At 72.8% G+C, this 12,253-nt stretch carries 11 protein-coding genes; 8 read left to right on the plus strand and 3 right to left on the minus strand.

Annotated features, from left to right (window positions below; translation table 11 throughout):
• Positions 1 to 125 precede the first annotated feature (125 nt).
• Positions 126 to 524: a TIGR03618 family F420-dependent PPOX class oxidoreductase gene (locus tag HS048_RS22920; RefSeq protein ID WP_196468625.1), complete on the minus strand. Its 399-nt coding sequence runs from the start codon at positions 522 to 524 to the stop codon at positions 126 to 128.
• 178 nt (positions 525 to 702) lie between these two features.
• Here HS048_RS22920 and HS048_RS22925 point away from each other — a divergent pair, with 178 nt between their 5' ends.
• From HS048_RS22925 to HS048_RS22960, 8 genes are all read left to right on the plus strand, one after another.
• A complete protein-coding gene (locus tag HS048_RS22925; protein WP_068897358.1) occupies positions 703 to 1,704 on the plus strand; it encodes a DNA topoisomerase IB in 1,002 nt (333 codons plus the stop codon).
• Positions 1,705 to 1,831: 127 nt separating this feature from the next.
• Positions 1,832 to 2,107 carry a WhiB family transcriptional regulator gene (locus HS048_RS22930; protein WP_374058790.1) on the plus strand — a complete coding sequence of 92 codons (276 nt, stop codon included), beginning with the start codon at positions 1,832 to 1,834 and terminating at the stop codon, positions 2,105 to 2,107.
• A gap of 392 nt (positions 2,108 to 2,499) precedes the next feature.
• Positions 2,500 to 2,985 carry a hypothetical protein gene (locus HS048_RS22935; protein WP_196468626.1) on the plus strand — a complete coding sequence of 162 codons (486 nt, stop codon included), beginning with the start codon at positions 2,500 to 2,502 and terminating at the stop codon, positions 2,983 to 2,985.
• Positions 2,982 to 4,157, plus strand: coding sequence for a zinc-dependent alcohol dehydrogenase (locus HS048_RS22940; RefSeq protein WP_068897359.1), 1,176 nt, complete (start codon positions 2,982 to 2,984; stop codon positions 4,155 to 4,157). Before HS048_RS22935 ends, HS048_RS22940 begins: the two co-directional genes overlap by 4 nt.
• A gap of 221 nt (positions 4,158 to 4,378) precedes the next feature.
• Complete coding sequence (locus HS048_RS22945) at positions 4,379 to 5,176, plus strand: glycerophosphodiester phosphodiesterase (RefSeq protein ID WP_068897360.1); 798 nt, start codon at positions 4,379 to 4,381, stop codon at positions 5,174 to 5,176.
• A gap of 162 nt (positions 5,177 to 5,338) precedes the next feature.
• Positions 5,339 to 6,694 carry an MFS transporter gene (locus tag HS048_RS22950; protein ID WP_068897361.1) on the plus strand — a complete coding sequence of 452 codons (1,356 nt, stop codon included), beginning with the start codon at positions 5,339 to 5,341 and terminating at the stop codon, positions 6,692 to 6,694.
• 147 nt (positions 6,695 to 6,841) lie between these two features.
• Positions 6,842 to 7,186 carry an RNA polymerase-binding protein RbpA gene (locus HS048_RS22955; RefSeq protein WP_068897362.1) on the plus strand — a complete coding sequence of 115 codons (345 nt, stop codon included), beginning with the start codon at positions 6,842 to 6,844 and terminating at the stop codon, positions 7,184 to 7,186.
• Positions 7,187 to 7,332: 146 nt separating this feature from the next.
• Positions 7,333 to 8,415: a YihY/virulence factor BrkB family protein gene (locus HS048_RS22960; protein ID WP_084008338.1), complete on the plus strand. Its 1,083-nt coding sequence runs from the start codon at positions 7,333 to 7,335 to the stop codon at positions 8,413 to 8,415.
• A 97-nt stretch (positions 8,416 to 8,512) separates the two neighbouring features.
• Here HS048_RS22960 and rph read toward each other — a convergent pair whose 3' ends face one another.
• Together rph and HS048_RS22970 are read right to left on the minus strand one after the other, a co-directional pair.
• Positions 8,513 to 11,128, minus strand: a complete 2,616-nt coding sequence (gene rph, locus HS048_RS22965; protein WP_307832600.1) for a rifamycin-inactivating phosphotransferase — start codon at positions 11,126 to 11,128, stop codon at positions 8,513 to 8,515.
• A 172-nt stretch (positions 11,129 to 11,300) separates the two neighbouring features.
• Positions 11,301 to 12,236, minus strand: coding sequence for an FAD-dependent oxidoreductase (locus HS048_RS22970; RefSeq protein ID WP_196468627.1), 936 nt, complete (start codon positions 12,234 to 12,236; stop codon positions 11,301 to 11,303).
• Positions 12,237 to 12,253: the final 17 nt, after the last annotated feature.

Raw genomic sequence — 12,253 nt, forward strand, 5'->3', positions numbered from 1 at the left:
CGCCCGGCGGCCCGGCGGGACGGTGGCCCGGCGGGACCCGGCCCGGCGGGACGGTGGTACGGCGGGACGTCGAGGCGTCGAGGTGTCGAGGTCTGGAGCGCGCGGACGCGGGGCGCAGGGGCGGGTCAGCTTCCCGCGCTGTAGATCACCTGCTCCGGGGCGACCCGGACCGTGATGCGCTGCTCACCCGGCTGGCGGTACGGATAGGAGTCCACGTTCAGGTACTTCTTCGCCAGCCGGTCGATGACCGCGTCGGCGCCCTCCGGTTCCAGCCGTGCCGTGCCCGAGACGCTCACCAGGTGGAAGGCGTCCTGCGGGTCCAGGACGCTCACCGACACCCGGGGATCGGCGCGCAGGTGCCGTTCCTTGGCCCGGCCGACGGCCGTGTTGAAGACGACGTCGTCACCGTCGACGTCCACCCAGACCACGGTGCTGTGCAGCGAGCCGTCCGGCCGCAGGGTGGTCACCCATCCGTGCACCGGCCGGCGGAACAGTTCCTTGGCGTCGTCGTTCAGCTTCCCCACGGGGACCTCCATGATCGGTTCGGTATGCCCACGGACCGATCATGGAGGTCCCCGCGGTGATCCGTTCCGTTCCGCCACGCGCTCCCGGAATCCGCGTTCCCGTTCCCGACCTCCCGTTTACGCAGGCCCCCGCCCGCCCTCCGTTCATATGCCGCGCCCGCGCGGGTAGGGGCCGCCCATGACCGAACTTCGCCAGAGCGACCCCGCGGAGCCGGGTATCCGGCGCCGCCGCAGGGGCCGCGGTTTCAGCTACCACCACCCCGACGGCCGGCCGGTCCGCGACCGCCGCACCATCGCGCGGATCAGGTCGCTGGCCCTCCCCCCGGCCTGGACCGACGTGTGGATCTGCCGGTCGGCGGACGGTCACATCCAGGCGGTCGGCACCGACTCGGCCGGGCGGCGGCAGTACCGGTACCACGACGTCTGGCGCGTCGAGCAGGACCGGATCAAGTTCGACCGGGTGCTGGAGATGGCCGACCGGCTGCCGAAGTTCCGCGACCGCGTCGCCGAGCACCTGGAGCAGCGCGAGCTGACCCGCGAGCGGGTGCTCGCCGCGGCAGCCCGGATGCTCGACATCGGTTTCTTCCGGGTGGGCGGCGAGTCGTACGAGTCGTTCGGCCTGGCGACGCTGCGGATGGAGCACGTCACCTGCGCGGCGGGCCGGGTCACCTGCGCCTACCCGGCCAAGGGCGGCAAGCACCGCGAGATGGAGATCGTCGACGCGGACGTGTGCGAAGTGGTCACCGCCCTGCACCGGACCGGCGAGGACGGAGAGCTGCTGCGCTACCGGGACGGCTCCCGCTGGGTGGACGTGCGCAGCGACGACATCAACGCCTACCTGCGCGAGGCGTTCGAGTGCGAGGTGTCGGCCAAGGACTTCCGGACCTGGCACGCGACCGTGCTCGCCGCGGTGGGCCTGGCGGTCTCCACCCGGGCCCGGTCCCGGACCGGCAGGAGGCGGGCGGTCAGCAGGGTGATGACCGAGGTGGCCCGTTACCTCGGCAACACACCCGCCGTCGCCCGCGCGTCCTACGTCGATCCCCGTGTCGTCGAGGCCTACGAGAAGGGCCGGACCATCGCCCGGGCGCTCACCGAGCTCGGCGCCGAGGCCGGCTTCGGGCAGCTGTCCACCCACGGCGGCGTGGAGCGGGCCGTCATCTCCCTGCTGCGCCGATCGTGAATTCTCCGACGCCGATTTTGCCGACCTTTTCTCTCCCGAACCCGTATGAACCCGACAGGCGCGGGCATCCGAGTGAACAAGTTGAGCCGACATCGGTCGGATTTATCCCACATTCATTGGATTTGATGTGACTTCTCGGAATGACATCGCCTTCATCACGCACTGGTCCCGCCTCGCGGCCTGCCTCAGCGAGGATCCGGAACTGTTCTTCCCCATCTCGCTCCAGGGGCCGGGCCACATGCAGCACGAGCACGCCAAGGCCGTCTGCCGGCGCTGCCCGGTGCGCACCCAGTGCCTGGAGTACGCGCTCAGCACGCACCAGATGCACGGTGTCTGGGGTGGTACCAGCCCGGACGAACGGGCCGCGGCCCTGGCCGGCTCCCGGCAGGGCGCCAGCATGTGACGCCGGGCCCCGCAGCCGCCCCGCGGTCACCGCGCCGGCCCGCCTGACCGTACGGACCGCCCGGTACCCGTATCGGCCCGGGCGGCCACGACCTCTCGCACCGCACGTCCTTCCACGCGGCCTCCGGCCACGCCGCACCCTTCCAGCGCGCCCCGCATCGCGGCCCTTTGCCGTATCCCTTCACCGCGACCACCGCGTCCCTTGGCCGCGTCCGCGTCCACCGCGTCCCCTCCGTCGCGGTCTCTCCCGCCGTCCCTCCCCTCAGCGCGGCCGCCGCGCCGCACGGCCTCTCGCGCCGCCGATCCGGGCGGCCCGGATTGGCGGCCGCCCGGCCGGGTAGCCGCGGCGGGATCGGACGACCCTCGAAGCCCTTTCGTTGAGAGGTGGAGATCATGAGACGTACGGCCACGATGGCGGCCGCGGTGGCCCTGGCGGGCGCCGGAGCGGGGATGGCGCGGTGGCTGTCCTCGCGCCGCGCCGCGGACCCGGGCGGTGATCCCCGGGAGGCGAACAGGTGGTTGCCGGTGACGGTCAACCGCTCCCCCGAGGAGGTCATGCCGGAGGGCCGGTTGCCGGAACCCCTGGTGCGGCTCGGCGACACCGTCGAGGTGCGGGTCCGCAAGGCTCCCGGCGGCCGCGGTACGGAGCTCGCCGCGCGGCTGCTCGAACCGCCCCCCCGGGGCGCCCGCGGGGCGGTCGCCCGGATCAGCGGTGACGACCCCCGCCAGGAGGTGCGCAGGGCCCTTCGCGAGGCCAAGTCCCTCCTCGAGACCGGGGAGGTCCTCCGTCCCGACGAACCGTCCACGAACCGGCCCACGGCGACCGGGAAGGTGCTGGACCTGGCGATCCGCCGGGCGAGCGGGGAGGGACGGCTGTGAAGGCGCTGTGCTGGCAGGGCGTGAACGAGCTCTCGGTCGAGGAGGTCCCCGACCCGCAGATCCTCAACGCCCAGGATGTGATCGTGAAGGTCCGGCTGACCACGACGTGCGGCTCCGACCTGCACCTGCTGGGCGGCTACATCCCGGCGATGCGGGCCGGCGACGTCATCGGCCACGAGTTCATCGGCGAGGTCGTCGCGGTCGGATCGGAGGTCCGCAGGCACAAGATGGGCGACCGGGTGGTGGTCTGCTCGTTCATCTCCTGCGGCCGGTGCTGGTACTGCGAGAACGACCTGTGGTCGCTGTGCGACAACGCCAACACCAACCCCGGCATCGGACAGGCCCTGTTCGGGTACGAGCCCGGCGGCGTCTTCGGCTACTCCCACGCCATGGGCGGGTTCAAGGGCAGCCACGCCGAGTACGTCCGGGTCCCGTTCGCCGACTACGGCGCCTTCCCCGTGCCCGAGGGCGTGGACGACACCAGCGCCCTGTTCGCCTCCGACTCCGTGCCCACCGGCTGGATGGGCGCCCACCTGGGCGGGGTGAAGCCCGGTGACGTGGTCGCCGTGTGGGGATGCGGCGCGGTCGGCCAGATGGCGGCGCGCGCGGCGATGCTCCTCGGCGCCGAGCGGGTGATCTCGATCGACCGCCACCCCGAGCGGCTGGCGATGACCGAGCGGCACGTCGGCGCCGAGACGATCGACTACTCCGCCACCGACGTCGGGGCCGAGCTGCGGGAGCGGACCGGCGGCAGGGGGCCCGACGTCTGCATCGAGGCGGTCGGCATGGAGGCGCACGACACCGGCGTGCAGGGCGTCTACGACCAGGTCAAGCAGCAGCTGAGGCTGGAGACGGACCGTCCGTCCGCGGTCCGGGAGGCGATCTACGCCTGCCGCAAGGGCGGATCGGTCTTCGTCCTCGGCGTCTTCGGCGGGACCGTGGACAAGTTCCCGCTCGGCGCGATGATGAACAAGGGGCTGACCGTCAGGGGCGCGCAGCAGCACGGGCAGCGCTACATCCCGATGCTGCTGGAGCGGATGGCCAAGGGCGAGCTGAAGACCTCCCACCTCGCCACGCACCCGATGCCCCTGGACGAGGCGCCGAAGGGGTACGACCTGTTCAAGAACAAGAAGGACGGCTGCGTCCGGGCGGTGTTCCACCCCGGGACGTAGTGGCGCGGCGGGCGCAGGCCGTACCGCACGGCCCGCGCCCGCCGCCCGTCCGCCCGCCGTACCGGACCCGCCGTCCGTCCGTCCCGGTACGGCGGGCGGGCCCGGCTCCGGGTGGCCGGGCGCCGCGGGACGGTCCGGTGGGGAGGGTTTTGAGGGCCGTGACCCAAACGTTCACCCGCGGTCGATGACGGGCTCCGCTCATACCGGGCATACTCCTGCACGTGCAGCGTCGTTATCCGTTTCTCGACCATCCCGGACCGCTCGCCTTCGCCCACCGCGGCGGGGCTTCGGAGAACCGGGAGAACACCCACGCCGCCTTCGCCCGCGCGGTGGAACTCGGCTACACCTACCTGGAGACCGACGCCCACGCCACCGTCGACGGCGTGCTGCTGGCCTTCCACGACCACACCCTGGACCGGGTGACCGACCGGCGCGGCCGGATCGCCGCCCTGCCGTACCGGGTGGTGCGCGAGGCGCGGATCGGCGGCGTGGACGAGATCCCGCTGATGGAGGACCTGCTGGGCTCCTGGCCGGAGGCGCGCTTCAACATCGACGTCAAGGAGTCGACGGCCATCGCGCCGCTGGCCGAGGTGGTCCGGCGGACCAACGCCTACGACCGGATCTGCCTCACCTCCTTCTCCGACGAGCGCCTGCTGCGCGCCCGCGCCGCCATCGGCCGCGACGTGTGCTCCTCCCTCGGCCCACGCGGCGTCGCCACCCTGCGCGCCGCCGCCAGCACCGCCGCCTACGGCCGACTGCTCTCCCGGCTGGCCCGCGCCGGGGTGCCGTGCGCGCAGGTCCCGGTGGGCTTCCGCGGCCTGCGGGTCACCACCCCGTCCCTCGTCCGCACGGCGCACGCCCTGGGCATGCAGCTGCACGTGTGGACGGTCAACAACCCCGTGGAGATGGAGCGCCTGCTCGACCTCGGCGTGGACGGCGTGATGACGGACAACATCTCCGGGCTGCGCGGGGTGCTCGAGGCCCGTGGACAGTGGCACCCCGGCAGGCTCGCCGCCTGACCCGGCGCGGCGCCCCCGCGGTCCCCCTCCGGCCGCCCCCGCGGTCTCCCCTCCGGCCGCTCCCCCGCGGCTCCCCGCAGTCCCCCGGCCGCTCCCCGGCGGCTCCCCGACCACCCGGCGCGACTCCCCGATCCCCTCCTCCCCCAGCGAACCGAGGACGCCATGACCGCCGAACCGGCCGTCGAAGAGACCCCGCAGTCCCGCCGCCGCGAGCAGCGCGGCTGGTACTGGTACGACTGGGCCAACTCGGCTTTCCCCACCACGGTCCTGACCGTCTTCCTCGGGCCGTACCTGAAGAAGATCGCCGATACCGCCGCAGCCGGAGCCGAGTACGTCCCCGTGCTCTGGTTCGACATCCGGCCCAGCGCCTACTACTCCTTCGTGGTCGGCGTCGCCGCCATCCTGCAGATCATCCTGATGCCCATGGTGGGAGCCCTGGCCGACCACACCGGCCGGAAGAAGGAGATCATGGGGGCCTTCGCCTACCTGGGCGCGGGCGCGACGGTCTGCTTCTGGTTCCTGTCCGGTGACCGCTACCTGCTGGGCGGTCTCCTGTTCATCGTCTCCAGCGTCAGCTTCGCCGCCGCGTTCGTCGTCTACAACTCGTTCCTGCCCCAGATCGCCACGGCCGACGAACGCGACGGGGTCTCGGCGCGGGGCTGGGGCTTCGGCTATCTCGGCGGCGGCCTGCTGCTCGCGATCCATCTGGGGTTGTTCCTCGGCCACGAGTCCCTCGGCGTCGCCGAGGGTGACGCGGTGCGCCTGGCGCTGGCCTCCGCCGGCCTGTGGTGGGGCGGGTTCACGGTCATCCCGATGCTGCGGCTGCGCAACCGGCGGGCCGCGGCGCGGAGCGGGGAGACCGCGGGGCAAGCCGTGACCGGCAGCTTCCGGCAGCTCGGCCGTACGCTCAAGGACCTGCGCAACTACCCGCTGACGCTGGGCTTCCTGGTCACCTACCTCATCTACAACGACGGCGTGCAGACGGTCATCTCCTTCTCCGCCACCTACGCCGACCAGGAGCTCGGGCTGGGCCAGCAGGTGCAGATCGGCGCGATCCTGATGGTGCAGTTCGTGGCGTTCGGCGGCGCGCTGCTGCTCGGCAGGCTGGCGGCCTCCTTCGGCGCCAAGCGGATCGTGATGTACGCGCTGGTGGCCTGGACCGCCGTGGTCGCCGTGGCGTACTTCCTGCCCAAGGGGTCGGCGGCGGCGTTCTTCGCCCTCGGGTTCGCCATCGCGATCGTGATGGGCGGCACCCAGGCCCTGTCGCGCTCGCTGTTCTCCCACGTGATCCCCAGGGGCAAGGAGGCGGAGTACTACAGCCTGTACGAGATCAGCGACAAGGGTTCGACGTTCCTCGGCTCCTTCACCCTGGGTCTGGCGCTCCAGCTGACCGACAGCTACCGGCTCGGCATCCTCTCGCTGGTGGTCTTCTTCCTGGTCGGCCTGGCCGGGCTCGCCGCGCTCAACCTGCCCAAGGCCATCCGCGCGGCCGGCAACCCGGTCCCCGAACGCCTCTGAGGGTCCCTCCGGGGGCACTTCGCCGAGGACGGCGGCGAAAAGCGCGATTGGATCACGCCGTGTGTGGGAATCCACACACGGTATCAAGCGTTGTACGCCGTGGGAGTTCAACCCCTCACGACGGGGCCCTTCAGGAGGCATTGAGACATGGGCGAGCGTGCGCTGCGCGGTACCCGACTCGGGGCGACCAGCTACGAGAACGACCGCAACACCGATCTGGCCCCGCGTCAGGAGGTTTCCTACACCTGCCCGAAGGGCCATCGGTTCGACGTCCCGTTCGCGGCCGAGGCCGAGATCCCCGCGACGTGGGAGTGCCGCATGTGCGGTGTCACCGCGATCCGGGTGGACGGCGAGCTACCGGAGGCCAAGAAGGCCAAACCCCCCAGGACGCACTGGGACATGCTGCTGGAGCGGCGCACGATCGAGGACCTCGAGGAGGTCCTCAACGAGCGTCTGGCGATCCTCCGGGCCCAGCGCCGCAAGAGCGCCTGACCGGGACGCTCGCCGACCGGCGGGGCCGCGGACCGCGGCGGGACCCCGGCACCTCTCGGGTGCCGGGGTCCCGCGCCGTCCGGAGGCGGTCCCGTGCCGTCCTCCGCTGTTCACCGGCTGACTTTTCCGGCATTCTTCTCACCGACATGGGAACCGCAACACGAGTGCCGCAGACCCGCAGCATGGACGGCGAGGAGCTCTCCGCCGACCACGCGTGGGCCACACTCCGCAGGTACGGCCGCTGGCATCTGGCCCGCGACTCCTACACCCGCTTCCGGTACGGCGACGGCCTGACCAACTCCCGCGCGCTGGCCTTCCAGATCTGCCTGTCCATCATCCCCGGCGCCATCGCCCTGGTCGGGCTGAGCTCGGTGATCGACCAGGAGCGCCTCGGCCAGGCCCTGGAGCTGACGCTGGGCCACCTGGCCCCCGGCCCGGGCGTCGAGGCGGTCAGGGACGTGCTGGACGACAGCCACCGGCAGGCGAGCCGGACCGGCGGCACCCTCGCCCTCTCGTTCGGCCTGCTCACCGCGCTGGTCTCGCTGACCAGCGCGATGGCCCAGGTCGAGCGGGGCGCGAACCGCATCTACGGCGTCGAACGGGACCGCCCCTTCCACCGCAAATACGCCAGGGCCCTGGTGATGGCGCTGACCGCGGGTGCCTTCATGACGGCCGGTTTCACGGCGATGGTCGGCGGCGGCGCGATCGGCCGCGCTCTGGCGGAGGTGTACGACTGGGGGGAGGGCGCCCAGGACGCCTTCGCGCTGGTGCGCTGGCCGCTGGGTTTCCTGCTCGCGCTCCTGTCGACCTCCGTGCTGTTCCGCGCCTCCCCGCGGCGCCGGCAGCCCGGCCACACCTGGCTGGCCTTCGGGGCGCTGGTCGCCCTCGTCCTGTGGACGGCCTTCACCCTGCTCCTGGCCCTGTACATCGAGAGCAGCGGCACCTTCGGCGCCACCTACGGCCCGCTCACCGCCGTGATGGCCCTGCTGCTGTGGTCCTTCCTCAGCTCGATGGCCCTCTTCCTCGGGCTGGCCTTCGCCGCCCAGCTGGAGGCCTGCCGCGCAGGGGACTCCACGCCCTGCGGGCCCGACCCCGGTCCCACCGCCGAGGAGGAGCGCGAACCCCTGGTGGGAGCGGTCGGCTCGGCGGCCATCGCGGCCGTGCGGGCCGGTGTCAGGGCGGTGCGGGCCGCGCTCCGGTTCTGGCGGCGGAACAGACCGGCCGGTTAGGGCGGGTGTGGAACCGGCCGACCGCCCAGGACCGGCGCGGCGGGCCGGTCAGCGGTGCGGCGCTCCCCCCGCCGGGGCCGGCCCTCCGGGACGCCGGTCAAGGCAGGATCTCGACGTACCCGTCGCTTCCGTGCACGCGGATCCGCTGCCCCTCGCGAATCAGCCGGGTGGCGTCCGGCACGCCGACGACGGTCGGCAGGCCGTACTCCCGGGCGATCACCGCGCCGTGCGTCATCAGTCCGCCGACCTCCGTCACCAGGCCTGCGACGGCGACGAAGAGGGGCGTCCAGCTCGGGTCCGTGTGGGCCGTGACGAGGATGTCACCCGGTTCGAGATCGGCCCGGGCCATGTCCAGGACGACGCGGGCGCGCCCCTCGACGGTCCCGGCGGAGACCGGCAGGCCGATCAGGGCGCCGGCCGGCACGTCGTCGCGCCGGTGGGCCCCGGTGACGGCCTCGCCGTCGGACGTGAGCACCCGGGGCGGCGTGAGCGCGTGGTACGACCGGAACTCCTCCTTGCGCCGGCGGATCAGCTCCTCGTCCACCCGGTTCGAGCGCACGGCGTCGTGGAACTCCTGGAACGTGAGGTAGAAGACGTCCTCCCGCTCAGGGAGCACGCCGGCCCGGACGAGACGCCCGGCCTCCTCCAGCAGGGCCTCCTTGTAGACGAGGTAGCGGCTGACGATGCCGTACTTCGGGTACTCCCGGTAGCCGATGAAGGTCCGGACCCGGTCGATCATCCTCTCGGTCTCGTCGGCCCTGCGCTCCCCGTCCGGCAGGGCCCGCAGGCGTTCGAGCACCTCCTGCGCCTTCTTCCGCGCCTCCTGCCGTCCTCGCTCGAAGCGCCGTCCGGCGGCGCCCGGCTCGAAGTTCCTGACGTTGTCGAGGATGGCGGGCACTAGCGTGGCGGGGCGTTCGCGCCAGCGCGGTCTCGTGACGTCGATCTCGCCGACGCAGCGCATGCCGTACCGGTCGAGGTAGGACTCGATGGCGCGGCGCGCCTCGGCCCCGCCCGGGAGCTCCGGCAGCCCGTCCAGGAAGCCGTCGTCCTCGACGCCCCGCAGGAACGCCACCACCTCCGGATGCGGGCGGATCACGTCGGCGACGTCAAGCAGCGCGAGTCCCATCTCCGACGTGACGTTGCCGGGGGCGGACAGCGTGAGGGTGTCGGCCGCGTTCTTCTCGCCCAGCCATTCCCGCAGCCGGTCGTTGAGCCACCAGGTGGCCTCCATCCCCGCCATGATCACCTGCATGCTCAACGGGTCACCGAGGACCCGCTTGTGCTCCTGGAACGCCTCCAGCAGGAAGTCGAACAGCGCCGGTCCGGTCTTCGTCCGGATGTCGCGCCGCAGGGCGGCGAGGGAGGCCTGGCTGCGTTCGATCAGCTCGGCGACGATGGCCGGATCGGTCTCGATCGGGGCGGGCGGGCCGCCGGCCGGCGGCCCGCCGGGACCGCCCGGATCGCCGTCCGGGAGCGTCGGGACGAAGCCGTGGCGGTCGAGTACGGTCTCCAGCGCGTCCCTGACCAGCGGGTCGCCTCTCCCCATGACGTCCAGGAGGCCGGCGCGGCTCGCGGGCGAGGCCAGGCGCCGGGTGACGTCGACGAACAGCCTCCCGCCGGCCTCGTGCATCGGCACCATGGCCGTCAGCCGCCACATGGAGAGCCCCAGGGGTTTCATGGGGTCGGTCATCATCTGCTGATGGCCGACGGAGACGTAGACGTGGTTCTCCCGGTCGCGGGCCGCGGGGACGGGGAACAACGTGGTGATCGGCCGGCTCTGCACGATCTGGAAGTCGTCGCCGGCCAGGCACCACTCGATGTCCTGCGGGCGGCCGAAATGCGCTTCGATCCGCCGCCCGAGCCGGACGAGCCGCACGACCTGCGCATCCGTCAGCGCCGGCCGCCCCTGCCGCTCCGGGTCGGCCTCCGCCTCCCGCGTTCCCCCGGCCGGCGGGGCGTGGCCGGCACGCCGTCCGGCCGCGACCGCCCGGGCGACGACCTCACCGTCGCGCACCCTGAAGACGTCCGGGTTCACCAGGCCGGAGACCAGGGCCTCGCCGAGGCCGAAGCCGGCTTCCACGGTGGCGGCCTTCCGGTCGCCCGTGACGGGGTCGGCCGTGAACAGGACGCCGGCCGCATCCGGGAAGACCATCTGCTGCACGACCACGGCCATGCGGACCTTCCGGTGGTCGAAGCCGTTCCGCAGGCGGTAGGTCACGGCCCGCTCGGTGAACAGCGACGCCCAGCACCGGCTGACGTGCCGGAGGACCGCCGCCGGCCCCACGACGTTCAGGTACGTGTCCTGCTGGCCCGCGAAGGAGGCCGTCGGCAGGTCCTCCGCCGTCGCGCTGGACCGCACGGCGCAGGCGGTCCGCCCGCCGAGCCGGGCGAGCGCGCGGGTGATCGCCGCCGCCAGGTCGTCCGGGACGGCGATCCCTTCCATGGTCCGGCGGATCTCCGCGCTGAGCGTGCGGATCGACTCCCGGTCGTCCGGGTCCAGGCGTGACAGCCGGTCGAGCCGGTCGCCGACCGACGGCGCTTCCGTCATGATCCGCCGGAAGGCGGCCGTCGTCACGCAGAACCCGGCCGGCACGCGGACGCCTTCGATCCGCGACAGCCCGCCCAGTTGCGCGGCTTTGCCGCCGACGACCGCGACCTGCGTCTCGTCCACCTCTTGAAGATCCACCACGTACCGCTCGGTCAACGCATCCACGCCGTGCCCCCGCTTCCTCGTCGGTACCGCGTCCGGCCGCCGATTCTGCGGCAGGACCCGGGTCTTGCCGCAAGCCCCCCTGTGCGCTGTACGTTGAAAGTGGCGGGGAGTGGGATCTCCTTACCCTGCACCTGCCTCCGCCGACCCCGGGCGGGGACCGGACGGTGACGGATCACGCGCCCGGACCGCAGGGCCCGGGATGGCGCAGCCTCCACACGGTGCCGCGGATGACGGCCTCCTTGTGGCGTGCCGATGCCCAGCCGGTCAGGACGGCGCCGAGCGGGCTGTCGTCGGCGCGGGTGAACTGGGTGACGCCGTCGCGGCGGCCCAGGCTGATGTTCTGCCAGAGATGACGGATCCTGGCCGGGCGCAGGTCTCGTCCCGTCACCAGGCCGGCCACCGCGTCGCCCGCCTGCAGTCCCATCGGCAGGCCGGTCTGGCAGGACATCCGCGATCGCCCGCCCGCGGCCTGCGCGTTCGCGGCGTCCCCGATGCCGAACACCCCGGGGTGCGAGAGCGAGCGGAGGGTCGCGTCGACCAGCATGCGGTCCTGCTCGTCCACGGCCAGTCCCGAAGCCGCCGCCAGGCCGGCGACGCGGAAGCCGGCGGCCCACACCACGGTGTCGGCGGGTGCCTCGCGGCCGTTCTCCAGGAACAATCCGCCCGGGCCGACCTCGGCGACCGTACGGGCCTCGGTCAGGCGTGACCGCAGCCGGACCGCCTCGCCCGCGACGGCGAGGGTGAACGCGTGCTCGGCCGCCCCGGGCACCGCGTCCAGGTCGGCGCCGCTGCCGAGAGCGTAGACCAGCACGTCGTAGCCCACCTCGTACGGGACGGTGTCCAGCCGCACGACCCGCGCGCCGAGGTCGAGTCCCGTCACCCCGGCCACCACCAGCTCCACACCGGTGCCGTCGAGCAGGCCGCGCAAGGGCAGGTCTGCGAGCACCTGCCCGGCCGCCAGCTGGTGGAGTCGCACCCGCTCCACGAACCGGTCGCTCACGTTCACCAGCGTCACCCGGGCATCGGTGCCGCGCAACCGCCGGGCCGCCCGCTTGGCGGCGGCCAGCCCGGCGTAACCGGCGCCCAGTACCACAACGCGCTCTGCCATGGTTCCTCCGATCGAGT

It is taken from the genome of Planomonospora sp. ID91781 (assembly GCF_015711595.1).
GTDB classification, from domain to species: domain Bacteria; phylum Actinomycetota; class Actinomycetes; order Streptosporangiales; family Streptosporangiaceae; genus Planomonospora; species Planomonospora parontospora.